This window comes from Enterobacter cloacae complex sp. P17RS, assembly GCF_014895885.1.
Lineage (GTDB): Bacteria > Pseudomonadota > Gammaproteobacteria > Enterobacterales > Enterobacteriaceae > Enterobacter > Enterobacter bugandensis.
Window position 1 is genome coordinate 269,425 of record NZ_JADBQK010000003.1, and the last position, 24,463, is coordinate 293,887.

Sequence of the window (24,463 nt, forward strand, 5' to 3'; positions counted from 1 at the left end):
CTTTGTCGAAACAAATAATTACGCATCTGCTTAATACCTGAATTCATTAAAGGGGATCTTATGAAGCATCCTGTTTCGCGTCTTTTTGCCGCACTGTGCCTGTGCGGGCTCTCTTCACTTTCTTTCGCAGCTGACGTGCCGCAGGGCACTGCGCTGGCGCAAAAACAAGAGCTGGTCAGGCATATTAAAGACGAGCCGGCTTCGCTGGACCCGGCGAAAGCCGTGGGGTTGCCAGAGATTCAGGTGATTCGCGATCTCTTTGAAGGCCTGGTTAATCAGAATGAGAAAGGGGAGCTGACGCCGGGCGTGGCGACACGCTGGCAGAGCAACGATAACCGTGTCTGGATGTTTACCTTACGCGATGACGCGAAATGGTCCGACGGCTCCCCTGTCACCGCCCAGGATTTTGTCTACAGCTGGCAGCGTCTGGTTGACCCGAAAACCACCTCTCCGTTTGCCTGGTTTGCCGCGCTGGCGGGAATTAATAACGCGCAGGCCATTATTGACGGCAAAGCCGCGCCCGATACGCTGGGTGTGACGGCGGTGGACGCCAGAACGTTACGCGTTCAGCTGGACAAACCGCTGCCGTGGTTCAGCAACCTGACGGCGAACTTTGCTTTTTATCCAGTACAAAAAGCTAACGTCGAAAGCGCTAAAGAGTGGACGCGACCGGGCGCGCTGGTGGGGAACGGGGCTTACGTTCTGAAGGACCGCGTGGTGAATGAAAAACTGGTTGTGGTGCCCAATACGCACTACTGGGACAATGCCAAAACGGTACTGCAGAAGGTGACCTTCGTGCCGATTAATCAGGAATCGTCGGCGACCAAACGCTACCTGGCAGGGGATATTGATATTACCGAATCGTTCCCAAAAAACATGTATCAGAAGCTCATGAAGGACATTCCGGGGCAGGTTTATACGCCGCCTCAGTTGGGAACGTATTACTATGCCTTTAACACCCAAAAAGGCCCGACGGCGGATGCACGGGTTCGTCTGGCGCTGAGTATGAGCATCGACCGTCGTATCATGGCAGAAAAGGTGTTAGGGACGGGGGAGAAGCCCGCCTGGCACTTCACCCCAGACGTGACGGCAGGGTTCACTCCGGACGCCTCGCCGTTTGAGCAGATGTCGCAGCAGGAGCTGAACGCCCAGGCCAAAACCTTGCTGCAGGCTGCAGGATACGGTCCTCAGCGTCCGCTAAAGCTGAACCTGCTGTATAACACTTCGGAAAACCACCAGAAAATCGCGATTGCGGTGGCCTCCATGTGGAAGAAAAATCTCGGTGTGGATGTCAAACTGCAAAACCAGGAGTGGAAAACCTACATTGATAGCCGTAACACCGGCAACTTTGATGTGATCCGCGCCTCATGGGTGGGCGATTACAACGAGCCATCAACGTTCCTGTCATTGTTGACCTCCACTCACAGCGGCAATATCTCCCGCTTTAATGACCCTGCCTACGATAAGATCGTCCAGCAGACGACGCTGGAAACCACCGCGAAGGCGCGCAATGCGGACTACAACATGGCGGAGAAAATCCTTATGGAGAAGGCGCCCATCGCGCCAATTTATCAGTACACTAACGGTCGCCTGATTAAGCCCTGGGTGAAGGGCTACCCCATCAATAACCCGGAAGACGTGGCATATAGCCGGACGATATATATTGAAAGGCACTAATCGGTACTGGCTTCCTGTTAACGCAAGGTAACCACGGCTAAACGAGAGCTGGCGCGGCTGACAGCGCCAGTTTTCATTAGCGTCCTGAAAAGAGATGTCCTCAAATGACGGTTTTTAGCCATGACGCTATATCCTGGGTCGGCAGGTTATTCTGTACATTCCAGGTATCTTTCATCGGCCACCATACACCGTCTCCCCTGGCGAAGGCCGTGCGATAGCCTGTCATCGTATCATCCGGTTTCAAACGCAGCTCACCCAGTAACGCAGAGAGGGGGAATACGTCTTTAGTGAACGTTTGGCCGGTCACACGTTCAACGGTTTCTGCCAGTTTTCCGTATGAGGTTGTTTCACCTGCGACAAATATCACTTCATTTACGATCCGCGGCTGATGCAAATAAATTTCGGTGGTGAGTCGGCCAATATCCGCAGGTGATGTCACGGTGACCTGTGTGTCCCATCCTCCGAGCGCATTAATGGTTTTTTCGGATAAATTCACCACATCAAATGCCGGTTCGAAGAGAAAACTGGTAAACATGCCGGTTGAAACAATCACCCATTCCGTCGCGTTCTGTTCCCGCAGTAGCGTCCTGACATCATACTGCTCGTCCCAGACGGGCTGACCGCTCCCTTTGCCTACCACATCGTAATTCACGCCAAACTGCCAGGGAAAATAGCGTTTAACGCCAGCCTCCAGTACCGCGCGAGTAATCTTTATCTGTGTTCCCGCGCCAGCGACAAACCCCATGCAGTTGATAACAGTATCAAAATCCGCGAAGTGGTTTTTTAACGCGTCAATCGTGCTGGCAGCGACATCGACAGAGATAAATTTGGCCCCTGCATCAGCCAGTTTTTGATGCGTTTCGGACTGAAGCTTACCCCGTCTGTCCCTGGAGCCGGGCGATACGATAACAGAGACAGCGCCGTCGCGCTGCGTGACTGCCGGAACCAGATACTCCAGCACGGCAGCGCCCAATTGTCCTGCACCAAGCACTAATACTTTTTCGCCTGTCGTGATATCACGTTCTTTCATACTGAGCCTCTCTTTGTTAAATCGCTTGATTACTTCAACTTGAGCAAGGTTATGTCAGATGGCTGCATTCGATAAGACGACAAGCATAAGTTAGACTGTTCGTAAAAATGGGATAATCGATCTTTTCAGGCGCGGTGGGAATATGGATAAACTGGAATCAATGCGGGTATACGTTTGTGTGGTCGAGACCCACAGCTTCGCCAGGGCGGCAGAAGTGCTGGGGCTACCGCGTTCAACCGTATCGCGGGTCGTTAAGGAGCTGGAGACATACCTGGGCATTCAGCTTTTACAGCGCACCACCCGGAAACTCAGCGTGACCGCAGAAGGCCGACGTTACTATGACGAGAGCAAACGGCTGCTGACGGATATTGCGACAATGGAGTCTTCCTTTCCCGGCAGATCCGCGCAGCCCAGAGGCCGTTTTAAAGTCGGGATGCCGCAGTCTCTCGCCCGACATTGCATTCTTCCCAGTCTCCCTGAATTTCTCCACCAGTATCCCGAGCTGGAACTGATACTCTGTTCCAGCGATAACGTGGAGGACATTATTCAGGAAGGGTATGACTGCGTGATCCGCACCGGGAGGATCGAAGATTCAACGACGCTGGTCGCGCGCCCTCTGGCGAACTTCAGATGGGTTGTTCTGGCTTCTCCGGGCTATATAGCCGCCTGTGGTAAGCCGGAAAATCTCGACCAACTGGAAAAGCATTACGCAGTCGGCTACCTGAACCACCGCACCGGGCGTACCATTGACTGGTTTTTTACGCGTGATGACGGCGATTGTGCAATCCGCATGAAGGAGACGCTGATCGTTGATGACACAGACGCCTATATCCAGGCCGGAATTCATGGGCTCGGATTAATTCGCGTGGCCAGCTATCTGGCTGAGCCGTATCTGAAGAGCGGGGCGTTGGTCCGCTGTATGGAGGACGTCTCTTTCGATTTACCGCTTTCGCTTGTCTATCCACAAAACCGCTATCTCCCGCCTTCGGTACGCGCCTTTTATGACTGGAGCAGAGCGGTGCTACACCAACATGGTGACTGACGGGCGAAAACCCTGATTTTGCTTAATAGCCGGAAATAAAAAAAGCCCGTCAGAGAACGGGCGAAATAAGCAAATGATTTAGTGATTCGTTATCAACATTGTTGGAGGATAACGCCGCGTATCTTACGTGGCTGAGGGCAATGCAGATACCTGACAAATTCGGTAGGTGAAACAATAAATTAAACGTGCACTACAGTGCGTCAAAAGTGGGGTAGAGACTGTTTTCCAGATATTCAACGAAAAACCAAATCTCACCGCTGAAAATAAACCATAAGCCAAATATAATAAGCAATAAAATAATTAAGGTGAGTATTATTTCTGTCTTTCCCATTGTTGCCACAACCCACCCGTCGTTAATTTACTTAAGCTGGGCATTGTAGCGGGGCTTTTCACGATACTCCAGTTTCATGCCGCAAGGACTTTATTACGCCCATCGTTTTTGGCGCGATAGAGCGCATCGTCGACACGTTTAAACAGCGCGTCAATACTCTCTTCCGGGTCATGCCGAGCCACGCCAATACTGACGGTAAAGCGTGGTAAGCCTGGGAGGGTAATATGGGCGACCGCCGCACGGACGGATTCGGCAATCTTCAGCGCCGTTTCGAGAGACGTACGCGGCAACAGGATGACAAACTCTTCACCGCCCCAGCGGAACACCAGGTCATCTTGTCTGCTGCAGGCTTCCAGCGTTCGGGAGAGGGCGATGAGCACCTCATCACCCTTCAGGTGACCAAAGAGGTCATTGATGTTTTTAAAATGATCGGTATCCACCAGCAGCAGGCTAAATTGCTGCTGGGCGGAGAGGTGGCTCAGGTTGGTTTGGTCGATAACATTATAAAACTGACGTCGGTTGAGTAACCCCGTCATCGAGTCACGTAATGCAGCATTTTCCAGCTCCTGCTCAAGCCTCTTTTGCTCAGTAATATCATGGATTATGCACAGCATCAGTTTGTCGCCGTAGATCTCAATGGGCCCCGCGTAGGTCTGGACGTGGCGGGTGGTGCCATCGGCAAGGCGGTGAATAAAATTGAGCGGCTTATGTCCGCCGGGCAGCGCGGCAATCTCCGTCATGATGGGCATGACGCCTCTGCCAAGCGTGTTAATTTCCCAGGTGTGCTTCTGGCACATCTCATCATGTGAATAACCGTAAAAGCTGAGCGCGGCCAGGTTTGCATCGACAATTTGCCCGTCACGGGCAGGATCAATTAGCAACATTGGTGCGCTGTTGGTCAGGAAAAAGCGGGCGTAAAACCCCTGTTTTTTGCGTTGATAGGTTGCGGAACGGCTGGCTTTCAGGCCTGAGGGGGCGTGCGAAGAGATCCCTTCGAAAACGATAACATCACCATCCGGCGTGACGTGGGTGAGGGAGAGGCGACAGCTTATCGGTACGTCCTGCCCGCCCCGGCTAACTGTCCAGATCTCGACAATATCGTGATCGTTTTTCAGTTCGGGAACATACATCGACAGTACGGTTTGCGCACTTGCAGAACAGGACCCTTTACGCAGGTCATTCAGCGTTTTATTACCCGTTAGCTGTATTGCGGCCACATTTGCAAAAATAATCTGTTCCGAAACAGGAGAAATGAGCCACACGGGCGTTTTAATTGCATTAAGCGCATCAAAACTATTTTGCGACATAGTATTTTCCCGTTCATCGGCACGATATGCCTGGCAATCATGGCAGAACTGACCCGCATGTACTCCCTTGAAACATACTCTACTCAATCCCGTCAGGCATGATTTTTTTGTGAAATAAATTCGGGGTCCGTTTGAATTTTACTTAAGGGTATAATTTGTTTGTCTGAGTTTTTTTGTAGCAGCAGCCACGGAACCTGTTCAGCGGGCAAGGGGCGGGAGAAAAGGTAGCCCTGGAGATAGTCACAGCCGAGGCTGGTCAGTATTGCCTGCTGTTCGTCCGTTTCAATCCCCTCGGCAACGACAGCCATCTCCATGGTGCGCGCAATATTAATAATGGTTTCCACCAGCTTGCGGCTTTTTTCATTTCCCAGCATAGAGGATACAAAACTCTTGTCGATTTTAAGCTCTTTTGCCGGAAGAACGCTCAGCATCAGCAGGTTGGAATAGCCCGTGCCAAAATCATCAATAGAGACGGTGATCCCCGCATGGTTAAAGGCGTTGAGCAGCTCGATGCTGCGGTCGAGATTTTTTAGCGCGGTACTCTCCGTGACCTCCAGGATCAGCCTTGAGGGCGAAAGATTATATTTATCCAGCATGGACGACACGATGTGAAAGATATCCGGCTGTTCGAACTGAATAGGGGATAAATTGAGCGATAACGTCCACTGGCTGAAACCTTGTTCAGTCCAGAAATGAAGCTGCCGACACGCGGCTTCAATAGCCCAGTTGCCAACCGGAATAATCAAACCCGTTTGTTCCAGAGTGGGTAAAAACAGACCTGGCAGCAAAACGCCTTGCTCCGGATGCCGCCAGCGCAGAAGAGCCTCAAAACCGTGGATCGTCTTATCTTTAGCATGCCAGGTTGGCTGATACCACAGTTCAAACCGATCGCTTTCCAGCGCCTGATAAAGTTCCTGCAGAAAACCCGGCTGCGCCGGAACCGCCGTTGACATCTCAGGGCGGTAAAACGCCCAGCCGTTACGACCATCTTGCTTAACGTGGTGTAAGGCGGCATCCGCCTTAAACTTCAGTTCATGCAGCGTTTCGCCATCCTGAGGATAAAGGCTTACACCCGCGCTGAGGGTGGTACTCAGCGTATGTCCGCAAAGCGAAAGCGGGCGGCGCATATCCGCGAGCAGCGTCGTGAGCAGGGTAGTGAGCTTTTCTTCGTCGTATTCGGGAACCAGCAGGATAAAGGCATCCCCACCCAGCCTGGCCAGCGTCATCTCTCGGGTAAGTAGGGAGGTGATGCGCTGGGCAATGGTAATTAATAACTCATCACCGACGCTGTGACCCCAGGTATCATTCACGCGTCTGAAGCGATCGACATTCAGAAAAATCACGGCAAATTGTTTGTTACTCAACAAGGCGCTGTGCAGACAATCCTGCATTCGAATATCCATCTGCTGGCGGTTTGCGAGGCCGGTGAGAGCGTCAAAGCGAACCTGTAGCTCAAGCTGCCGGTTGAGTTGGCGCAGATTATCCGTCAGCCGGCTGGTCCGCCAGTGCGAATCGATAAGCGAAATAATTAACATCATGCCGAGCAGGGCGAGCGTGGTGACGGAAACCCAGATGGATAACCCCAGCTCGCTGACCCCGCCGGGGAGCGTATGCGCCATCTCATGGAAATGCGCGGCGCTCATGCCCGTATAGTGCATCGCGCAAATGGCGGCGCCCATGACTAACGCGGCGAGAATGCGAGTCACAAAGACCCCTTTGTGCTTATCTCTAAGGCGAAAAGCCAGCCACAGCGCCACACCGGAGGCGACCACGGCAATCATCACGGACACACCCACAATGCGCCGATCCCAGAGGATGCTTCCTTCCAGCATCAACGCGGCCATGCCGATATAGTGCATAGCGACCACGCCAGCGCTGAGGATAACCGTGGCGAAGAACAGCCGAAAGGGAGAGAGGTGTTTGCCCGTAACGGCAATATTTATTGCTATCGTGGAGGCAACGATCGCCACGCCGAGAGACGCAAGGGTTAGCCATAGGTCATAGCTCATCATCATCGGCATTTGCATCGACAGCATACCGATGAAGTGCATTGACCAGATCCCGATGCCCAGCGTGATCCCGCCGGCAATGCGCCAGAACAGAGCCGCTTTACGGCTGGAAAGGGGAATTTTCCCGGCGCTGTCCAGGGCCACAAAGGAGGCGATAAACGCCACCAGATAAGAGACAGCGATCAACACAGGGTCCCACGATATATTGAGCATTATGCAATCCCACGCCTGAGAGGGTTACCGATTTTGCCGGCCGGCACGTCTTTATCTGGCAACGAACATGCGCATTCAAACCATATTAGTTATTTATCGTGGAAAAGAGCCACTTATATAAAAGGTCAAACTTAGCCGAAATATAAAATATATTCTTTATGTTAATGCATTAAGTACTGCTAAACATAGTCGATAGATTGTAGCAAAGCGTCTTAAATATGTGTGCATGCACCGCAGATAATGGTATCGCTTCAGGGGGCTTTGGACCAGCAATACAGTTTATAGGGCATGACATTTCTACTAAAACCCCTTTTTTATCTGACTTAAGTTAAATACAGGGTGGGTAACGGCGAAACGAGAAACCAGCGTATTATGTGAGGACAAACGCAAAAGTGAATGCTATAAATCTAAATGCCGACCAAAATATAAGTTGTGGGTAAAATCATGCTAAGAAATATTAGTGTCAGGACCTTTATTGCCTGGTTCCTGCTGTGCCTGTTTTTAGTGAATGCAGGTATCGTTGCTCTATTTTCCAGCAATCTTCCTCTTTTCGTTTCGATTAATCTGGTCAATTTCGTTGGATTATTTTTGCTCTGGAGTTATATGACGAAGTTTCTTGTGACGCCGATCAATACTGTGAAAAAAAGTATTGAAGAAGTGACCGCAGGCAACTTAGGCGTCTCTATCCCCGAGTTTGGCAATAACTGCGCGGGGCGATTAATTCCCGGGATTAATACTCTTTCCAGCAACATCGCTACGCTGGTGCGTGAGATCAGGGCATCATCACAAAACGCCATGGCCTTGTCGGATCAGCTCTCTTCCCGCAGTGCTCAGCTCTCGGTGAAAACAGAGCAGCAGTCTGCATCTTTGGTGCAAACTGCGGCAAGCATGGAGCAGATGGCGGCAAGTACCCGAAACAATGCCGATAATACCCGGCTGGCGAGCGAGCAGGCGAATGCCGCGACGTTGCAGGCGCGCAAGGGCGGAGATCTGATGGAACAGGTTGCCAGCAATATGCAATCCATTACCGAGTGCGCGCAGCAGATGACGGAAATTATCTCCCTGATCGACGGGATTGCATTCCAGACGAATATTCTGGCGCTTAACGCGGCCGTCGAGGCCGCGCGGGCGGGCGATCACGGGAAAGGGTTCTCCGTGGTCGCAGAGGAAGTCCGAAACCTGGCTCACCGCAGCGCCGAGGCGGCGAAAAACATCAAAACGCTGATTGACGTTACCAGCAGTAATGTCACCCAGGGTGCCAGCGTTGTGTCGGAAGCGGAGAAGAATATGCGTGACATCGTGACCGGCTCCGGCAACGTCAGCCGGTTAATGGACGAAATTTCTACCTCAACCGCAGAGCAGGAGAAGGGCATTTCCCAGATCACGCTGGCGCTGTCCGAACTGGAGCGGGTCACGCAAAGCAACGTGGCGATGGCGGAGGAGCTCAACGGTTCCTCTGATGTGCTGCGTAATCAGGTGATCGAACTGCAGACGCGGACCCGAAATTTCAGGCTGGACCAGGGGCACCCCCCGTCACCAGTCGCCAGCCCTGTCTCGTTTCATCCGCGCCCCGAGCACTCTCATTGACAGCTTCCCGAAGCCTGGCATGCCAGGCTTTTTTATTCTCAAAATATAGCGTGTACAATTCCTGAGCGATTTCAGCGCGATGCGAAACATAGTTGTTGCTTAACCCCTGATGGAAGCTAGACTGACATCGAAAGAGCCAAACAGGGGAGGCGCTGTGGAGAGCATTAAAGGATCCGAACTTAACGTTCCTGACGCAGTTTTTGCGTGGGTGCTGGACGGTCGCGGCGGTGCCCGACCGCTGGATGATGATGATGTCATTGATAAAGAGCATCCCTGCTGGCTACATCTGAACTATACCCACCCGGACAGCGCTGACTGGCTGGCCTCGACTCCGCTGTTGCCTAACAATGTACGTGATGCGCTGGCGGGGGAAAGCCTGCGGCCTCGCGTGAGCAGGATGGGTGACGGGACGCTTATCACCCTGCGCTGTATAAACGGCAGCACGGATGAACGTCCCGATCAACTGGTTGCGATGCGCGTTTATATGGACGATGGGCTGATTGTTTCCACACGTCAGCGTAAGGTTCTGGCGCTGGATGACATTGTGAACGACCTCAAAGAGGGGACCGGACCGGTTGACTGCGGCAGCTGGCTGGTGGACGTCTGTGACGCCCTGACCGATCATGCGAGCGAATTTATTGAAGAGCTGCACGATAAAATCATCGACCTGGAAGATAATCTGCTCGATCAGCAGATCCCGCCGCGCGGCTTTCTGGCGCTATTGCGCAAGCAGCTGATCGTGATGCGTCGGTATATGACGCCACAACGGGATGTGTATGCCCGTCTGGCCAGTGAAAGACTCAACTGGATGAATGACGATCAGCGCCGCCGGATGCAGGACATTGCTGACAGGCTGGGCCGCGGACTGGATGAGATCGATTCCTGTATCGCCCGAACGGCGGTGATGGCGGATGAAATCGCGCAGGTGATGCAGGAGTCGCTGGCGAGAAGAACCTACACGATGTCCCTGATGGCGATGGTCTTTTTACCCAGCACATTTCTGACAGGGCTTTTTGGCGTCAATCTGGGCGGTATACCCGGCGGCGAATATCGGTACGGCTTCACCGCGTTTTGCGTCATGTTAGTTGTTTTGATTGGTGGTGTTGCATGGTGGTTGCATCGTAGTAAATGGCTGTAAATTTACGATTTTTTCACCTTTTTCGAGGATTAAAACGCTCTTTTAATTGAGCGAAGTCAATAAACATCACCCCCGTAAGGTGCAATATTACTCCCGCAGGTGAATGCAACGTCAAGCGATGGGCGTTGCGCTCCATATTGTCTTACTTCCTTTTTTGAATTACTGCATAGCACAATTGATTCGTACGACGCCGACTTTATAGTCGGCTTTTTTTTGCCTCCTGTTTCTCAGCGTCTACCCTAAAAGGGACGACAGCAAATCCTGGAGGGAAAGATGAGCATTTTACTCGCTCTGCTACTGCAACACGCGCGTCAGTCCGATCCTGTCCCCACCGATCCCGTGCCGATGCCCGATCCCATTCCGCGTCCGCAGCCGATGCCAGACCCGCCGCCGGACGAAGAACCGATTAAATTGTCGCATCGAACCCCGAGATCTGCGAGGATACGCGCCATCTGACCGTAAAGATGACCACGAGAGATTATTGTGACCGCTTTTTCTACCCTGAATGTTCTGCCTGCCGCCCAACTCGACAACCTCAACGAGTTGGGATACCTCACGATGACGCCTGTTCAGGCGGCCGCGCTACCCGCTATCCTTGAAGGCCGGGACGTGCGTGTGCAGGCGAAAACGGGCAGTGGGAAAACGGCAGCTTTCGGTCTTGGTCTGCTGCAGCATATTGACGCGTCGCTGTTTCAGACCCAGTCACTGGTCCTGTGCCCGACCCGCGAGCTGGCAGACCAGGTCGCGGGTGAACTGCGTCGCCTGGCGCGTTTCCTGCCCAATACCAAGATCTTAACCCTCTGCGGTGGGCAGCCGTTTGGCGCACAGCGCGACTCTCTCCAGCACGCGCCGCACATTATTGTCGCCACGCCCGGCCGCCTGCTTGATCACCTGCAAAAAGGCACCGTTTCGCTCGATGCCTTAAGCACGCTGGTGATGGACGAGGCGGACAGGATGCTGGATATGGGCTTCAGCGATGCCATTGATGAAGTGATCCGCTTCGCGCCGGCCGGGAGGCAGACGCTGCTGTTCTCTGCGACCTGGCCTGAAGCCATCGCCGCGATCAGCGGTCGCGTGCAGAATAATCCGCTCACCATTGAGATCGACAGCGTCGATGCTCTGCCGGCCATCGAACAGCAGTTCTTTGAAACCTCGCAGCAGGGAAAAATCCCGCTCCTGCAGAAACTGCTGAGCCAGCACCAGCCTGCGTCATGCGTGGTGTTCTGTAATACCAAAAAAGACTGCCAGGCGGTTTGTGATGCCCTGAATGCGGCGGGGCAGAGCGCGCTGTCGCTGCACGGCGACCTTGAACAGCGCGATCGCGATCGGACGCTGGTGCGCTTTGCTAACGGCAGCGCGCGCGTGCTGGTGGCGACCGACGTGGCCGCACGCGGCCTGGATATCAAATCCCTTGAGCTGGTGGTCAACTATGAGCTGGCATGGGATCCCGAAGTGCACGTCCACCGTATTGGTCGCACTGCTCGCGCCGGAAACAGCGGGCTGGCCATCAGCTTCTGCGCGCCGGAAGAGGCGCAGCGCGCCAATATTCTCTCAGAAATGTTGCAGATCAAACTGAACTGGGTGAACGCGCCGGGGAACGTCAGGCTCGTGCCGCTGGAGGCCGAAATGGCGACGCTGTGCATTGATGGCGGCAAAAAGGCCAAGATGCGACCGGGGGATGTGCTGGGCGCACTGACCGGAGATGTGGGGCTGGAAGGGGCGGATATCGGGAAAATTGCGGTTCATCCGGCACACGTGTACGTGGCGGTTCGCCAGGCGGTTGCGCATAAGGCGTGGAAGCAGCTGCAAAACGGCAAGATTAAAGGCAAAACCTGCCGCGTACATCTGCTGAAATAAGGCATAAAGCGTCTCAGAAGGTCTTTCTGAGACGCCCATCGCTTATTTCACTTCAAGCACGTTCAGACGCAACTCTTCGAATTGATTGTCCTCGTCTTCCGGCTGCCAGCCCGCAGGCTGCATTGGGATCTCTTCCCGGTCAAACGCCAAATCGCCACCATTCACCACCTCCGAGCCGTGGTTGATACCTTTGAAGTCGAACAGCTCTACGTCCGCGAGGTGGGAAGGAACCACGTTCTGCATCGCGCTGAACATGGTCTCAATACGGCCCGGATAACGTTTGTCCCAGTCGCGCAGCATGTCGCCGATCACCTGACGCTGCAGGTTCGGCTGTGAGCCGCACAGATTGCATGGAATGATCGGGAACCCTTTCGCCTGAGAAAAACGCTCAATGTCTTTTTCCCGGCAGTAGGCAAGAGGACGGATCACAATATGCTTGCCGTCATCGCTCATCAGCTTAGGCGGCATGCCTTTCATCTTGCCGCCGTAGAACATGTTAAGGAACAGCGTTTGCAGGATATCGTCGCGGTGATGGCCCAGCGCAATTTTGGTCGCGCCCAGTTCCGTTGCGGTACGATAGAGGATGCCGCGGCGCAGACGGGAGCAAAGCGAGCAGGTGGTTTTCCCTTCCGGGATCTTCTCTTTCACGATGCCGTAGGTGTTTTCTTCGACGATTTTGTACTCAACGCCCAGCTGTTCAAGATATTCCGGCAGAATGTGCTCCGGGAAGCCCGGCTGTTTCTGGTCAAGGTTGACCGCCACCAGAGAAAAATTCACCGGCGCGCTTTGCTGAAGATTACGCAGGATCTCCAGCATGGTGTAGCTGTCTTTACCCCCTGACAGGCAAACCATGATGCGGTCGCCTTCTTCAATCATGTTGAAGTCCGCAATGGCCTCGCCCACGTTACGGCGCAGGCGCTTTTGCAGTTTATTCAGGTTGTATTGCTCTTTCTTTGTATTTGATTGATTTTCTTGCATTTATTACTACCTTCGGAGCCAGTAGCGGCGAAAGACGGGTTAGCGCCGGCAGATAATAGCCAGCAGGCAAAAGTATGCCGCGTATGGTACGGATTCCGGCGGCGAATGCCAGCACGTTTTACACTCTGCGCAATAGCTAATAAAGCGTAGTCGGCTTTCTGTTCGCCATCCGGGAGGGGGGACCAAAACAAACTGGCGTTATCGTTGAACGCGGAAGCCATAAGGTACTGCTTGCTCATGATGGCGCGTATGCGCAGCTTCACAAAATGCAATTCGGTGCGTCGAAGACGTCATTCATTTTGAGGTCCGCATGCAAAAGCGGGCTGATAGCACCTGACCGGATACATGCGTAAGATAGCGTATAATGCTTTCCCGACATACGCTTACATATTCCGTGACTGACCCTATGACATTGAATCGCTTTTGTTTTGTTCTGCTGATCTTCGCTGCGATCGGCAGCTTTTTTTCCTCGTATCCTTTTGCCATGTGGTTTCTGCTGATTAATATGCTGACGATAGCGATTTATGGTGTCGACAAAACGGCGGCACGAAAAGCGATGCGCAGGATACCGGAAGTCACTTTACTGACGTTTGGTACTGTGGGAGGGTGGCCAGGCGCCATATTGGGCCAACAGCTCTTTCGCCATAAAACGCAGAAGCAACCCTTCAAAACCTGGTTTTTGCTGAGCATCGTCGTGAATATTTCAGCCACGGCGGCGCTTTATCATTTCTGTCCCTTTATTCTTTTTTGAACATCATCAGGACCGCACAAATTCACCGTTGACCTCAAGTTAACTTGAGCTTTTAAGATGGCTACGACATGTTGATACAGGAGTAACATCTTAAAATGAAAGATATTGATGTAGGATTCACTCATGTTGCGTTTATGGTCAGGGATCTGGAGAAGAGCCTTGCTTTCTATCGCCGATATGCCGGGATGGACGTCATCCATTCGCGTGAGCCCGATCTTCCAACTGCCCGTAAAGTGGCGTGGCTAACTGACCATACGCGTCCTTTTGCGCTGGTTCTGGTGCAGGCGGACACCGTGATCGATACGCCGCTGGGGCATTTTGGCCACCTTGGGATTGCCTGCGCCACGCGCGAAGAAATTGACAGAAAAACCGCGATGGCCGCTAAAGAAGGGGTGTTGAGGAAAGCGCCGGAAGATCTGGGTGACCCCGTCGGCTATTATGTATTTTTTGCCGATCCTGACGGTAATACCTTAGAGCTCTCATACGGCCAGCGTGTCGGAATAACAGCGATCCAGGCGAAATAGTAAAACGCCTGAAAACGGTCTGAAAAATCCTGCTACGCTTGTTTGTTGTATCAGGAGCATGAGTATGAAGAACAAAGACGAACAAACAGGATTAGTGGGGTTGGCGATTGGGGCCGCCGTTATAGGGCTAGTTTCATCGCAAAAAACGATCGATCGTGACAGCATTGTCAACGAACTTGTCAGGCTGGGCAGGCAGAAAGGCGATGGTGTAGAAGATGAGGTTTTTCTCAAAGCTGCCGAACTGGTAAGAAAAGGGGTATAGCCAATGGCTGACATTCGTCATGCACAGTGCCACTGTGGTGCGGTAGCTTTTACCGTCGAATTGACTGACGGCTTGAATACCGCGCGGCGCTGCAGCTGCTCTTTTTGCCGTATGCGGGGCGCGGTTGTGGTCTCTGCACCGCTGTCGGGTATCACCGTGACCAGAGGTGAGGATAAGCTGACGGAGTATCGGTTCAACACGGGGACGGCGCGCCATTTCTTCTGCTCGGTCTGCGGGATTTACACGTTCCATCAGCGTCGCTCTAACCCAAATGAATACGGCGTCAATGTGGCCTGTTTTAAAAATGTGTCGCCGTTTGATTTCCCAGAAGTGACGGTGATGGATGGCGTAAACCATCCGAGCGACGGCGAAAGCGGCGTTTTTGGCTATCTCTCGTTTCGCAAAAAAGAGACCAATCAAGATTAATTACCGCCTGGCCTTTTTTTTATCAGCCTGGCTATAGTGGGAAGTGGGTTTCTAAAACAGGAGAAATTATGCTCTGTGTAGAAAAAGACGATCCGCGTGAGGCCCCGGAATCAGGGGATAAAAAACCTCAACCCGTGAAAAAATAACGCTCGAAATGCGTATGACCGCCACCGGCATTGCTGGTGGCTTTTTGCTGGGAATCACTGTTAATGATGATCCAGATGGTTTAGCAGCGTGCCGAGATGCCCAACAATATCTCGAAAATCAAAGATTAACGCCATCCACAAGCATGCTAAAAGTGTCAGAATGGTAACGGATATACGACCAAACAACGCAGGTATCCTTAATGAAGAGGGGGATATCGGCGCAGTCTAACCCGCTTTCTTTCAACTTATCCTCAACAATATCGCGATAAAGCGCTGTTGTAAGACAAACATCAAAAAAAGGAGAGCCCGCATGACGCTGCGGGCTCTGACCATCAGAACTGGTAAACCAGGCCTAATGCAACGACATCGTCGGTGCTGATACCGTTGTTTTTGTAGAAGCTGTCATCTTCATCCAGCAGGTTGATTTTATAATCAACGTAGGTGGACATGTTCTTGTTGAAATAGTAGGTCGCGCCTACGTCCGCATATTTAACCAGGTCCTGATCGCCCTGACCGTTGCCCAGGTCTTTCCCTTTAGACTGCAGGTAAGAAATGGCCGGACGCAGACCGAAATCGAACTGGTACTGTGCGGTCACTTCGAAGTTCTGAGTTTTGTTGGCAATACCGCCGCCTGATTTGCTATCACCTGAACCGTACGGCGTCATATTACGGGTTTCAGAATACATCGCCGCCAGGTAGATATTATTTGCGTCATATTTGAGGCCTGCAGTCCAGGCATCCGCTTTATCACCACCCGCATATTGAGACGCAGCGCCAGTACCTGCGCTTACCTGGTCATTTGTACGGTCAGATGAGGCGTAGGCGGCACCGGCACTGAACCCCATGCCGAAATCATAGGTGGTTGAAATACCGAAGCCGTCGCCATTCTCATAACGCATGTCGCGGCCGTTGTTGGTGCCTTCCTGATTGTTGCTGGCATCTTCATTGTTGCCCTGATACTGCAGCGCGAAGTTCAGACCCTGCACCAGACCATAGAAGTCAGTGTTGCGGTAGGTTGCCACGCCGTTGGCGCGGCCGGTCATAAAGTTATCCGCATAGGTGTAAGAGTCGCCGCCGAACTCAGGCAGCATATCGGTCCAGCCTTCCACGTCGTACAGCACGCCATAGTTACGACCATAATCGAAGGAACCGTAGTCACCCACTTTGACACCCGCGAAGGCCAGACGCGTCCAGGACTGATTATCAGACCCTTCGGTGTTATTCGCCTGAATGTTATATTCCCACTGCGCGTAGCCGGTCATCATGTCGTTAATCTGCGTTTCACCTTTGAAACCCAGACGCATGTAGGTTTGATCGCCGTCTTTTGAGGCATCATCGGAGAAATAGTGCAGACCATCTACTTTTCCGTACAGATCTAATTTGTTGCCGTCTTTATTATAAATTTCTGCCGCATGCGCGGCGCCAGCCATTAACAGAGCTGGAATCATCAGAGCCAGTACTTTTCTTTGCATCGTGATATTCCTTTGCAGTTGTTTTTATTTGATTACCTGTTGAACTTTCAAAAACCGAAAGTTGTCCCATGCTAAATCACTCCTGCGAAAGAGTAATAAAATATAATTGTTACTAATTGAGTAAAATCTCAAAGGAATAAATCCACGGAAATGATCATTGTTGTGGTGAATGATTGAAAATGATTCATATTAAATAAAAATTATTAATTGGTGATTAAATCAGGTAATCTCTGCGCCGTTATATGCCTTTAAGATTATTTATCCATAATTATCGTGAATGTCATTTGGGAAACTAAAGAGAGATTCATTAATTATCTGGATTAGCCCGATGTGAAGACATCGGGCTTTTTTTATGGCAAAAAAATGCCCGGACAAGCCGGGCAGTGGAGTTAGTCGCTGGTTGATTTTTCGGCTTTACCCGCCATTTGTGCCAGGAAGTCATACCGTTTTTGCAGATCTTCGGCGGCGTCTTTCCAGAGCTGTTCTGCCACCTCAGGCTGTTGCGCATTCAGACGGCGAAAGCGCTGTTCCTGCATCAGCGTCTCTGCCAGGGCATCTGACGGCGGACGTGAATCCAGCGCCAGCGGTAATTTGCCCTCGTCCGCACGGCGAGGATCGAACCGGTAGAGCGGCCAAAAGCCGGTGGCCGTCAGCTGACGCATCTGATCGTGGCTGAGAGCCAGGTCGTAGCCATGCTCTTCGCACGGGCTGTAGGCAATGATCAGCGACGGCCCCGGATACGCTTCAGCCTCCTGAATGGCTTTCACCGTCTGGTTAAGCTGCGCCCCCAGCGAGATTTGCGCGACGTAAACGTGGCCGTACATCATCATGCTCACGCCGAGATCCTTACGTGCCTTGCGTTTACCGTGTTCACCAAATTTCGTGACGGCGCCCAGCGGCGTGGCTTTCGATGCCTGACCACCTGTATTGGAATAACATTGCGTATCCAGAACCAGAATGTTGACGTTTTCGGTCAGGCTTAACACATGATCCAGCCCGCCAAAGCCGATGTCGTAAGCCCAGCCGTCACCGCCAATCAGCCAGATCGATTTTTCGACCAGGGCGTCAGCGTCGGTCAGAAGCTGTTCAGCGCCGTCAATTCTCTTGAGTGCGCTGCGAAGTGCAGCTACCTGCTCGCGACGAACCTCTGGCGTGGCTTCTGCGTGTAGCGCCGCGTTAAGTTCAGCCGGGATCTTATCGGCAAATTGTTCAAGCAGGCGCATCACACGCGCGCGGTGCTGGTCAACGGTGAGTCGGAAGCCCAGGCCAAACTCGGCATTATCCTCGAACAGGGAGTTTGCCCATGCCGGACCGCGCCCATTCGCATCGGTGGTGTACGGCGTGGAGGGCAGGTTACCGCCATAGATAGACGAGCAGCCGGTGGCGTTGGCAATCAGCATCCTGTCACCATACAGCTGGGTAAGCAGTTTGATGTACGGCGTTTCACCGCAGCCGGAGCAGGCGCCGGAGTACTCGAACAGCGGCGTGATCAGCTGCGAGGTACGAATATCAATGCGTTCCAGCTTGCTGCGATCGATTTCCGGCAGGTTCAGGAAGAAGTCATAATTCACTTTTTCTTCTTCAACGTGTTCAAGGCGCGACATCATATTGATGGCTTTGATGTCCGGGTTCTGCCTGTCCTTCGCCGGGCAGACCTCAACGCAGAGGTTACACCCGGTGCAGTCTTCCGGTGCGACCTGCAGAACGTATTTCTGGCCGCGCATGTCGCGGGATTTTACATCCAGAGAGTGCAGGCTGGCCGGGGCATCTTCCATTGCTTCCGGTGACACCACTTTGGCGCGAATGGCCGAGTGCGGGCAGGCCGCAACGCAGTGGTTACACTGGGTACAGAGTTCTTCTTTCCAGATGGGGATCGCTTCGGCGATGTTGCGTTTTTCCCAGCGGGTGGTGCCCATCGGCCAGGTTCCGTCCGGCGGCAGCGCAGAGACGGGCAGGGCGTCACCCAGCCCGGCCAGCATGGCGGCCGTGACGGTCTTCACAAAATCAGGTGCGGCATCCGAGACCACCGGAGGGCGATTCGGGCTGGCGTCATTGACCGGCTGCAGCGGCACCTCGAACAGCGACTCGCGCGCCAGCGCCAGCGCCTGCCAGTTTCGCTCCACCAGCTCCTGCCCCTTGCTGCTGTAGCTTTTGGCGATGGCGCCCTGAAGTTCCACCAGCGCGCTGTCGCCCGGCAGGATATTGGTCAGATGGAAGAAGGCCATTTGCATGACGGTATTAATACGGGCGGCCAGGCCACATTCGCGGGCAATTTTCGCCGCGTTAACCACATAGAATCGGGCTTTTTTCTGATTCAGCACCGTCTGTACTTCCTGCGGCAGGCGCGCCCAGACCTCATCCGCATTGTATGGCGTATTGAGGAGGAAAATACCGCCGGGCTTAAGGCGCTCAGCCATCTGGTACTTGTCGATAAACTGCAGCTGATGGCAGCCAACAAAGTCGGCCTGAGAAATAAGGTAGGCCGAGCGGATGGGCTGCTCGCTGACGCGCAGGTGAGAAACGGTCAGACCGCCGGCTTTCTTGGAGTCGTAGACGAAGTAACCCTGCGCGTACCACGGGGTTGAATTGCCGATGATTTTGATGTTGTTTTTGGTGGCCGAGACGCTGCCGTCGCTGCCCAGGCCGTAGAACAGCGCTTCAAGTTTGGCTGTCGCAGGCAGGGTATTTTCCGGTAAAGGCAGGGAAAGATTCGTTACGTCATCATAAATGCCGACCGTGAAACGCGGCTTAGGTTTCGCTTCCCTTAGCTCGTTAAACACGGCCAGCACGCAGTCCGGGCCAAACTCTTTGGAAGACAGGCCATAGCGACCGCCGATAACGCGCGGTAGCGTTTCACGTTCGCCGCTATTAAAGGATTCAGCGAGGGCGGTCATCACGTCAAGATACAGCGGTTCCGCGTGTGCGCCAGGCTCTTTGGTTCGATCGAGCACCGCCACGGTACGCGCGCTTTCCGGCAGGGCAGAGAGCAGATGTTTAGCCGAGAACGGGCGGTAAAGACGCACTTTAAGCACGCCGACCTTTTCGCCGCGGGTCAGCAGCTCGTCAACGACTTCTTCACAGGTGCCGATAGCAGATCCCATCAGCACAATCACGCGCTCAGCCTGCGGATGGCCGTAGTATTCGAACGGCTTGTACTCGCGTCCGGTTGCGGCGGCAAAGTCATTCATTGCCTGCTCGACGTGGTCATAAACCGCGTTGTACCACGGGTTTGTGGCCTCGCGTGACTGGAAATAAGTATCCGGGTTTGCTGATGTCCCGCGAATTACCGGATGTTCCGGGTTAAGGGCGCGGGCGCGATGCGCGTCAATTTCCGCCTGTGGCAGCAGATCCAGGATAGTCTCGTCCGCCAGCGGGACGATTTTGTTGATTTCGTGAGAGGTACGGAAACCATCAAAGAAGTGAATAAACGGAACGCGACTTTTAAGCGTGGCGATATGCGAAATTAAGGCAAAGTCCTGCGCTTCCTGAACGCTGCTGGCGCACAGCATCGCGCACCCGGTCTGGCGCACGGCCATCACGTCCGAGTGATCGCCAAAAATTGAGAGTGCGTGGGTGGCCACCGTACGCGCCGCGACGTGCAGGACGAAGGGGGTCAGTTGACCCGCGAGTTTGTACAGCGTTGGGATCATCAACAGCAATCCCTGAGAGGAGGTGAACGAGGTGGAAAGCGCGCCAGTCTGCAGCGCACCGTGGACCGTAGCAATCGCACCCGCTTCAGACTGCATTTCAACCACTCTCGGGACATCGCCCCAGACGTTTTTTAACCCGTTTCCCGCCCAGGCATCCGCCTGCTCGGCCATAGTTGAACTTGGCGTGATCGGATAGATGGCGATAACTTCACTGGTGCGAAACGCGACTGAGGCAACTGCACCATTACCGTCAATAGTTTGCATAGGACGACACCCTTACATTGCGCAAAAAATAGGGGGCTGTCATAAGGCGACAAACCCTGAATATTATCTGTGTAGTCTAGCAAACAGGGGGTTTTACGATTTTCGCTTTTGTGTCCTCGGTATTCCCACCATCAATGGTTAGATCAAACTTAGGGCGAAAAAATTGCGAGAAATTGTTTCAGCGGCGCATAAATACGCACTTCCGCTCTCGACGACACGGGATGTGATGCCTATTATGCTTAGGTTTCGCACTAATTACGGGGAAGAGAGCATGCGTTCAGCATTTTGGGTAGGGTGTGCCGCGTTGTTGTTGTCGGCATGTAGCAGTGAACCTGTGCAGCAGGCCACGGCGGCCCACGTGGCGCCGGGAATGAAAGCGGCAATGTCCAGTTCAGGCCAGGCCAACTGCGCCATGATTGGCGGCTCGCTGTCTGTTGCCCGCCAGCTTGACGGTTCGGCTATTGGGATGTGCGCCTTGCCAAACGGCAAACGCTGCAGTGAACAGTCGCTTGCCGTTGGAAGCTGCGGTAGCTACTGATTATTCTGCTCGCTTAAACATCAGCGTCTTATCGGCCGTCGCCAGCGTCAGCTGGTCTTCAGTCAGGTCGACCTGCGCCCCTTTGCGCAGCATGTCGCCAATGGCCTGATCCAGCTCGTTAAGCTGTGGTTCGGTACAAAGTTTGCGGGTCATCGCCAGCGTTTTCACTTTCAGCTCACCTTCGGACAGCTTTCCCTGCCCGTTGAAGCGGTTACACATCTGGCCCGAAACGCTAATGTTATCAATGAGGCTAATGTCGGGAAGCGCGTTAAAAGCGATCTCAGGCTGCGTTGTCATGCCCTTCACGGATTTGCCGTCCACGTTTTCCAGAACAAAACGGTGGCTCTTCAGCTGATCCGGCTGAACGGATGCTTTGCCCGGATTAACGCAGCCGCTGAGGACAAGGCTGATAACACTTAACGCGATGAGCTTTTTCATTTTTCTTCTCAAATAATAAATTCTGTGAATCTTTTACCAGTGTAACGATACTCTGCGGTGCGTTAATGGGGTTTATCTGAAAGTGCGGGGTGGTGCCGGGCAGCGCAGGGCTGCCCGGAATGAAGTTTAATGCGATTTAAACCCGGCAGCCGTCATCAGCATGCGAAAGAGCATGCTGACTGCTGCCAGCGCAAGTACGCTGCCGCCCCAGATAATGGCCAGCCACAGCAATCTTTTCCAGACAGGTTGTTGCATCAGTGATAACCCTCCCCAGGCTGAACTTTGCCGCGAAATACGTAGTAGCTCCAGAAGGTGTAGACCAGAATAACGGGAATGATCAACAGCGCGCCCACCAGCATAAAGCCCTGGCTTTGCGTCGGCGCGGCGGCCTGCCACAGGGTGATCGACGGCGGTATGATATGCGGCCAGATGCTGATCCCAAGCCCGCTAAAGCCGAGAAATATTAGCCCCAGCGTCAGAATAAACGGCCGAGCATGGCTCTCAGGATTACTCAGGCAGCGCCACTGGTAGAAGCTAAACATGACGACCAGGGCAGGGACTGGCAGCAGATAAAACAGATTCGGCAGCGTAAACCAGCGCGCCGCGATGGCCGGGTGCGCCAGCGGCGTCCAGAGGCTGATCGCTGCGATAAATGCCAGCAGCACGATTAACAGCGTTTTCGACACCTCACGCATCCGCTGCTGCAGCGCATTTTCGCTTTTCATCACCAGCCAGGTTGAGCCTAACAGCGCGTAGGCCACCACCAGACCCGCGCCGCAGAACAGGTTAAACGCGGTAAACCAGTCAAACGGTCCGCCGGTATACGTTCTGCCAGTGACGCTAAAGCCGTTAATGACGGCACCTACCGTCACGCCCTGGGTAAAGGTCGCCAGAACGGAACCGCCAATAAACGCCTTATCCCAGAAAGGACGGTGGGCCGGGGTGGCTTTAAAGCGAAATTCAAACGCCACGCCGCGGAATATAAGTCCGATCAGCATTAACGTCAGCGGAATGGTCAGAGCATCAATAATCACCGCATAGGCCAGTGGGAATGCACCGAACAGGGCGGCACCACCCAGCACCAACCAGGTCTCATTGCCGTCCCAGACCGGTGCGACGCTGTTGACCATCACGTCGCGATCGTCGGCGTTTTGTGTTGCCGGGAACAGAATACCGATTCCCAGATCAAACCCGTCCATGACGATATACATCAGCGTGGCAAAGACGATGATGACAAACCAGATAATGGAAAGATCGATACCCATTATGGCTGCTCCTTATGTTTAGCTGTGACGGCAGAAAGCGGGCGCGCCGGGCGTCCATCGGACTCGGTGGCGAACGATTCATGCGGCTGCGGGCCTTTTCGGATGAGGCGCACCATATAGCTATAGCCCACGCCGAATACCGAGGTATAGACGACGAAGAAGGCCAGCAGGCTCACGCTCATATGCAGGTCACCATGGGCTGAAACCGCATCCTTTGTTCGCTGGAGTCCGTAGACCACCCACGGCTGGCGGCCGACTTCGGTGGTGACCCATCCGGCCAGAATGGCAATCAGCCCGGATGGCCCCATCAGCAGGGCAAACCACAGGAACGGACGCGAAGAATAAACCCGCTTTTTATAACGCAGCCAGAGCGCCACTACTCCAAGCAGCAGCATTAGCATCCCTAAACCCGCCATAATGCGGAACGACCAGAAGACGATGGTGGAATTAGGACGGTCTTCTTTTGGAAACTCTTTTAGCGCAGGGACCTGTTTATCCAGGCTGTGCGTCAGGATGAGGCTACCCAGCGCCGGGATCGCCAGTCCAAAGCGGGTGCGTTCCTGCTCCATGTCAGGCCAGCCAAACAGCAGCAGTGGGGTAGGCTCGCCCGGCGGATTTTCCCAATGGCCTTCAATAGCGGCAATCTTGGCGGGCTGATGCTTTAAGGTGTTCAACCCGTGCATATCGCCAACCAGGGCCTGGATGGGTGCAACAATCAGCGTCATCCACAGCGCCATCGAAAACATCGCCCGTATGGCAGGGGTATTATTCCCGCGCAGCAGATGCCATGCCGCGGATGCACCGACAAACAGGGCGCTACTCAGGAATGCCGCAATCGACATATGCAGCAGGCGGTAGGGGAAGGAGGGGTTAAATACCACGGCGAACCAGTCCACCGGTACCACCTGTCCGTTGACGATCTCGTAGCCTTGCGGGGTCTGCATCCAGCTGTTCGAGGAGAGGATCCAGAAGGTTGAGATAATGGTGCCCAGCGCCACCATGCAGGTGGCGAAGAAGTGCAGCCCTGGCCCCACTTTATTCCAGCCGAACAGCATCACGCCGAGGAACCCGGCTTCGAGGAAGAAGGCGGTAAGCACTTCATAGGTCAGCAGCGGGCCGGTAATGCTGCCTGCAAACTGCGAAAAGCCGCTCCAGTTGGTGCCAAACTGGTAGGCCATCACCAGCCCGGAGACCACGCCCATGCCAAAGTTGACGGCGAAAATTTTCGACCAGAAATGGTATAGCGAGCGCCAGACCGGATTTTTTGTTTTCAGCCACAGCCCTTCGAGCACGGCAAGATAGCTGGCCAGGCCGATGGTGATGGCCGGGAAAATAATGTGAAAGGATACGGTAAAGGCAAACTGTATCCGCGCAAGGTGAAAAGCATCTAAACCAAACATGCAAAACTCCGCGATGTAATTATGTCGATGCCATTCTAAGCCGCGCCAGCGCTGGGTTGCAGAGACAGACCTGGGTTATTTATCTATAACAGTTTTCTTGCCTGCCTTTGCTTTATATTGCTGGGCGGCAATATTTCTGCCCAAGGGAGGTTCATTTT

At 53.5% G+C, this 24,463-nt stretch carries 24 protein-coding genes and 2 pseudogenes; 14 read left to right on the top strand and 12 right to left on the bottom strand.

Annotated elements, in window-relative coordinates; genetic code table 11:
• Positions 1 to 60: 60 nt before the first annotated feature.
• On the top strand, positions 61 to 1,677 hold the full coding sequence (locus IM265_RS02235) for an ABC transporter substrate-binding protein (RefSeq protein ID WP_193030761.1): 1,617 nt from the start codon (positions 61 to 63) through the stop codon (positions 1,675 to 1,677).
• A gap of 100 nt (positions 1,678 to 1,777) precedes the next feature.
• On the opposite strand, the gene IM265_RS02240 is transcribed toward IM265_RS02235, so the two are convergent.
• Entirely contained in the window at positions 1,778 to 2,707 is a 930-nt protein-coding gene (locus tag IM265_RS02240) for an aromatic alcohol reductase (RefSeq protein ID WP_193030759.1), read from the bottom strand.
• 142 nt (positions 2,708 to 2,849) lie between these two features.
• Here IM265_RS02240 and IM265_RS02245 point away from each other — a divergent pair, with 142 nt between their 5' ends.
• Positions 2,850 to 3,749, top strand: a complete 900-nt coding sequence (locus IM265_RS02245; protein WP_047368665.1) for a LysR family transcriptional regulator — start codon at positions 2,850 to 2,852, stop codon at positions 3,747 to 3,749.
• A 190-nt stretch (positions 3,750 to 3,939) separates the two neighbouring features.
• Here the strand turns inward: IM265_RS02245 and IM265_RS02250 are convergent, their stop codons facing one another.
• The 3 genes from IM265_RS02250 to IM265_RS02260 form a co-directional block, all read right to left on the bottom strand.
• Positions 3,940 to 4,080, bottom strand: coding sequence for an Ecr family regulatory small membrane protein (locus IM265_RS02250; RefSeq protein ID WP_032644880.1), 141 nt, complete (start codon positions 4,078 to 4,080; stop codon positions 3,940 to 3,942).
• Positions 4,081 to 4,154: 74 nt separating this feature from the next.
• On the bottom strand, positions 4,155 to 5,387 hold the full coding sequence (locus IM265_RS02255; protein WP_193030757.1) for a sensor domain-containing diguanylate cyclase: 1,233 nt from the start codon (positions 5,385 to 5,387) through the stop codon (positions 4,155 to 4,157).
• A 92-nt stretch (positions 5,388 to 5,479) separates the two neighbouring features.
• Positions 5,480 to 7,609 carry a bifunctional diguanylate cyclase/phosphodiesterase gene (locus tag IM265_RS02260; RefSeq protein ID WP_193030755.1) on the bottom strand — a complete coding sequence of 710 codons (2,130 nt, stop codon included), beginning with the start codon at positions 7,607 to 7,609 and terminating at the stop codon, positions 5,480 to 5,482.
• A gap of 444 nt (positions 7,610 to 8,053) precedes the next feature.
• Here IM265_RS02260 and IM265_RS02265 point away from each other — a divergent pair, with 444 nt between their 5' ends.
• The 4 genes from IM265_RS02265 (at position 8,054) to dbpA (ending at position 12,191) form a co-directional block, all read left to right on the top strand.
• The gene (locus IM265_RS02265) at positions 8,054 to 9,196 is read left to right on the top strand and encodes a methyl-accepting chemotaxis protein (protein ID WP_059357664.1); all 1,143 of its coding nucleotides are present in this window, start codon (positions 8,054 to 8,056) and stop codon (positions 9,194 to 9,196) included.
• A gap of 154 nt (positions 9,197 to 9,350) precedes the next feature.
• Positions 9,351 to 10,334 carry a zinc transporter ZntB gene (gene zntB, locus IM265_RS02270; RefSeq protein WP_100170165.1) on the top strand — a complete coding sequence of 328 codons (984 nt, stop codon included), beginning with the start codon at positions 9,351 to 9,353 and terminating at the stop codon, positions 10,332 to 10,334.
• 291 nt (positions 10,335 to 10,625) lie between these two features.
• Positions 10,626 to 10,790 (top strand): hypothetical protein, encoded by a 165-nt coding sequence (locus IM265_RS21940; protein ID WP_305143948.1) that lies wholly within the window; start codon positions 10,626 to 10,628, stop codon positions 10,788 to 10,790.
• 27 nt (positions 10,791 to 10,817) lie between these two features.
• Positions 10,818 to 12,191, top strand: coding sequence for an ATP-dependent RNA helicase DbpA (dbpA, locus tag IM265_RS02275; protein WP_047368661.1), 1,374 nt, complete (start codon positions 10,818 to 10,820; stop codon positions 12,189 to 12,191).
• Positions 12,192 to 12,233: 42 nt separating this feature from the next.
• Here dbpA and ttcA read toward each other — a convergent pair whose 3' ends face one another.
• Both ttcA and IM265_RS21945 read right to left on the bottom strand, forming a co-directional pair.
• Positions 12,234 to 13,169 carry a tRNA 2-thiocytidine(32) synthetase TtcA gene (gene ttcA / locus IM265_RS02280; protein ID WP_028013348.1) on the bottom strand — a complete coding sequence of 312 codons (936 nt, stop codon included), beginning with the start codon at positions 13,167 to 13,169 and terminating at the stop codon, positions 12,234 to 12,236.
• A gap of 20 nt (positions 13,170 to 13,189) precedes the next feature.
• Positions 13,190 to 13,294, bottom strand: a pseudogene (locus IM265_RS21945) (site-specific integrase); the annotation flags it as partial.
• A 63-nt stretch (positions 13,295 to 13,357) separates the two neighbouring features.
• Between IM265_RS21945 and IM265_RS21950 the strand changes: the two are divergent.
• The 7 genes and pseudogenes from IM265_RS21950 to IM265_RS02305 all read left to right on the top strand — a co-directional run.
• Positions 13,358 to 13,447, top strand: a pseudogene (locus tag IM265_RS21950) (ABC transporter); the annotation flags it as partial.
• Positions 13,448 to 13,575: 128 nt separating this feature from the next.
• Positions 13,576 to 13,920: a DUF1294 domain-containing protein gene (locus IM265_RS02285; protein ID WP_045260635.1), complete on the top strand. Its 345-nt coding sequence runs from the start codon at positions 13,576 to 13,578 to the stop codon at positions 13,918 to 13,920.
• Between the two features lie 95 nt (positions 13,921 to 14,015).
• Positions 14,016 to 14,444 (top strand): VOC family protein, encoded by a 429-nt coding sequence (locus tag IM265_RS02290; RefSeq protein ID WP_193030753.1) that lies wholly within the window; start codon positions 14,016 to 14,018, stop codon positions 14,442 to 14,444.
• 64 nt (positions 14,445 to 14,508) lie between these two features.
• Positions 14,509 to 14,706 carry a hypothetical protein gene (locus tag IM265_RS02295; RefSeq protein ID WP_028013317.1) on the top strand — a complete coding sequence of 66 codons (198 nt, stop codon included), beginning with the start codon at positions 14,509 to 14,511 and terminating at the stop codon, positions 14,704 to 14,706.
• A gap of 3 nt (positions 14,707 to 14,709) precedes the next feature.
• Entirely contained in the window at positions 14,710 to 15,132 is a 423-nt protein-coding gene (locus IM265_RS02300) for a GFA family protein (RefSeq protein WP_041909734.1), read from the top strand.
• A gap of 68 nt (positions 15,133 to 15,200) precedes the next feature.
• Positions 15,201 to 15,278: a hypothetical protein gene (locus IM265_RS21955; protein ID WP_223239581.1), complete on the top strand. Its 78-nt coding sequence runs from the start codon at positions 15,201 to 15,203 to the stop codon at positions 15,276 to 15,278.
• A 14-nt stretch (positions 15,279 to 15,292) separates the two neighbouring features.
• Positions 15,293 to 15,445 carry a hypothetical protein gene (locus IM265_RS02305; protein ID WP_193030751.1) on the top strand — a complete coding sequence of 51 codons (153 nt, stop codon included), beginning with the start codon at positions 15,293 to 15,295 and terminating at the stop codon, positions 15,443 to 15,445.
• A gap of 165 nt (positions 15,446 to 15,610) precedes the next feature.
• Here IM265_RS02305 and ompC read toward each other — a convergent pair whose 3' ends face one another.
• The gene (ompC, locus tag IM265_RS02310) at positions 15,611 to 16,750 is read right to left on the bottom strand and encodes a porin OmpC (protein WP_028013315.1); all 1,140 of its coding nucleotides are present in this window, start codon (positions 16,748 to 16,750) and stop codon (positions 15,611 to 15,613) included.
• Positions 16,751 to 17,139: 389 nt separating this feature from the next.
• Entirely contained in the window at positions 17,140 to 20,664 is a 3,525-nt protein-coding gene (gene nifJ / locus IM265_RS02315; protein ID WP_193030749.1) for a pyruvate:ferredoxin (flavodoxin) oxidoreductase, read from the bottom strand.
• A 271-nt stretch (positions 20,665 to 20,935) separates the two neighbouring features.
• On the opposite strand from nifJ, the gene IM265_RS02320 reads away from it, so the two are divergent.
• The gene (locus IM265_RS02320) at positions 20,936 to 21,202 is read left to right on the top strand and encodes a DUF333 domain-containing protein (RefSeq protein WP_028013313.1); all 267 of its coding nucleotides are present in this window, start codon (positions 20,936 to 20,938) and stop codon (positions 21,200 to 21,202) included.
• On the opposite strand, the gene hslJ is transcribed toward IM265_RS02320, so the two are convergent.
• From hslJ to IM265_RS02340, 4 genes are all read right to left on the bottom strand, one after another.
• Positions 21,203 to 21,640 (bottom strand): heat shock protein HslJ, encoded by a 438-nt coding sequence (hslJ, locus tag IM265_RS02325; RefSeq protein WP_028013312.1) that lies wholly within the window; start codon positions 21,638 to 21,640, stop codon positions 21,203 to 21,205.
• Between the two features lie 126 nt (positions 21,641 to 21,766).
• Positions 21,767 to 21,895 (bottom strand): DUF2474 domain-containing protein, encoded by a 129-nt coding sequence (locus tag IM265_RS02330; protein ID WP_008501283.1) that lies wholly within the window; start codon positions 21,893 to 21,895, stop codon positions 21,767 to 21,769.
• On the bottom strand, positions 21,895 to 22,905 hold the full coding sequence (cydB, locus tag IM265_RS02335; protein ID WP_063154245.1) for a cytochrome d ubiquinol oxidase subunit II: 1,011 nt from the start codon (positions 22,903 to 22,905) through the stop codon (positions 21,895 to 21,897). Before cydB ends, IM265_RS02330 begins: the two co-directional genes overlap by 1 nt.
• A complete protein-coding gene (locus IM265_RS02340; RefSeq protein WP_193030747.1) occupies positions 22,905 to 24,305 on the bottom strand; it encodes a cytochrome ubiquinol oxidase subunit I in 1,401 nt (466 codons plus the stop codon). Before IM265_RS02340 ends, cydB begins: the two co-directional genes overlap by 1 nt.
• Positions 24,306 to 24,463 lie beyond the last annotated feature (158 nt).

Excerpts from the sequence above, each read along its gene's own strand:
- IM265_RS02235 (WP_193030761.1), top strand. The coding sequence starts at position 61 with ATGAAGCATCCTGTTTCGCGTCTTTTTGCCGCACTGTGCCTGTGCGGG.
- IM265_RS02240 (WP_193030759.1), bottom strand. The coding sequence starts at position 2,707 with ATGAAAGAACGTGATATCACGACAGGCGAAAAAGTATTAGTGCTTGGT.
- IM265_RS02245 (WP_047368665.1), top strand. The coding sequence starts at position 2,850 with ATGGATAAACTGGAATCAATGCGGGTATACGTTTGTGTGGTCGAGACC.
- IM265_RS02250 (WP_032644880.1), bottom strand. The coding sequence starts at position 4,080 with ATGGGAAAGACAGAAATAATACTCACCTTAATTATTTTATTGCTTATT.
- IM265_RS02255 (WP_193030757.1), bottom strand. The coding sequence starts at position 5,387 with ATGTCGCAAAATAGTTTTGATGCGCTTAATGCAATTAAAACGCCCGTG.
- IM265_RS02260 (WP_193030755.1), bottom strand. The coding sequence starts at position 7,609 with ATGCTCAATATATCGTGGGACCCTGTGTTGATCGCTGTCTCTTATCTG.
- IM265_RS02265 (WP_059357664.1), top strand. The coding sequence starts at position 8,054 with ATGCTAAGAAATATTAGTGTCAGGACCTTTATTGCCTGGTTCCTGCTG.
- ttcA (WP_028013348.1), bottom strand. The coding sequence starts at position 13,169 with ATGCAAGAAAATCAATCAAATACAAAGAAAGAGCAATACAACCTGAAT.
- IM265_RS02285 (WP_045260635.1), top strand. The coding sequence starts at position 13,576 with ATGACATTGAATCGCTTTTGTTTTGTTCTGCTGATCTTCGCTGCGATC.
- IM265_RS02290 (WP_193030753.1), top strand. The coding sequence starts at position 14,016 with ATGAAAGATATTGATGTAGGATTCACTCATGTTGCGTTTATGGTCAGG.
- IM265_RS02295 (WP_028013317.1), top strand. The coding sequence starts at position 14,509 with ATGAAGAACAAAGACGAACAAACAGGATTAGTGGGGTTGGCGATTGGG.
- IM265_RS02300 (WP_041909734.1), top strand. The coding sequence starts at position 14,710 with ATGGCTGACATTCGTCATGCACAGTGCCACTGTGGTGCGGTAGCTTTT.
- IM265_RS21955 (WP_223239581.1), top strand. The coding sequence starts at position 15,201 with ATGCTCTGTGTAGAAAAAGACGATCCGCGTGAGGCCCCGGAATCAGGG.
- IM265_RS02305 (WP_193030751.1), top strand. The coding sequence starts at position 15,293 with ATGACCGCCACCGGCATTGCTGGTGGCTTTTTGCTGGGAATCACTGTT.
- ompC (WP_028013315.1), bottom strand. The coding sequence starts at position 16,750 with ATGCAAAGAAAAGTACTGGCTCTGATGATTCCAGCTCTGTTAATGGCT.
- nifJ (WP_193030749.1), bottom strand. The coding sequence starts at position 20,664 with ATGCAAACTATTGACGGTAATGGTGCAGTTGCCTCAGTCGCGTTTCGC.
- IM265_RS02320 (WP_028013313.1), top strand. The coding sequence starts at position 20,936 with ATGCGTTCAGCATTTTGGGTAGGGTGTGCCGCGTTGTTGTTGTCGGCA.
- hslJ (WP_028013312.1), bottom strand. The coding sequence starts at position 21,640 with ATGAAAAAGCTCATCGCGTTAAGTGTTATCAGCCTTGTCCTCAGCGGC.
- IM265_RS02330 (WP_008501283.1), bottom strand. The coding sequence starts at position 21,895 with ATGCAACAACCTGTCTGGAAAAGATTGCTGTGGCTGGCCATTATCTGG.
- cydB (WP_063154245.1), bottom strand. The coding sequence starts at position 22,905 with ATGGGTATCGATCTTTCCATTATCTGGTTTGTCATCATCGTCTTTGCC.
- IM265_RS02340 (WP_193030747.1), bottom strand. The coding sequence starts at position 24,305 with ATGTTTGGTTTAGATGCTTTTCACCTTGCGCGGATACAGTTTGCCTTT.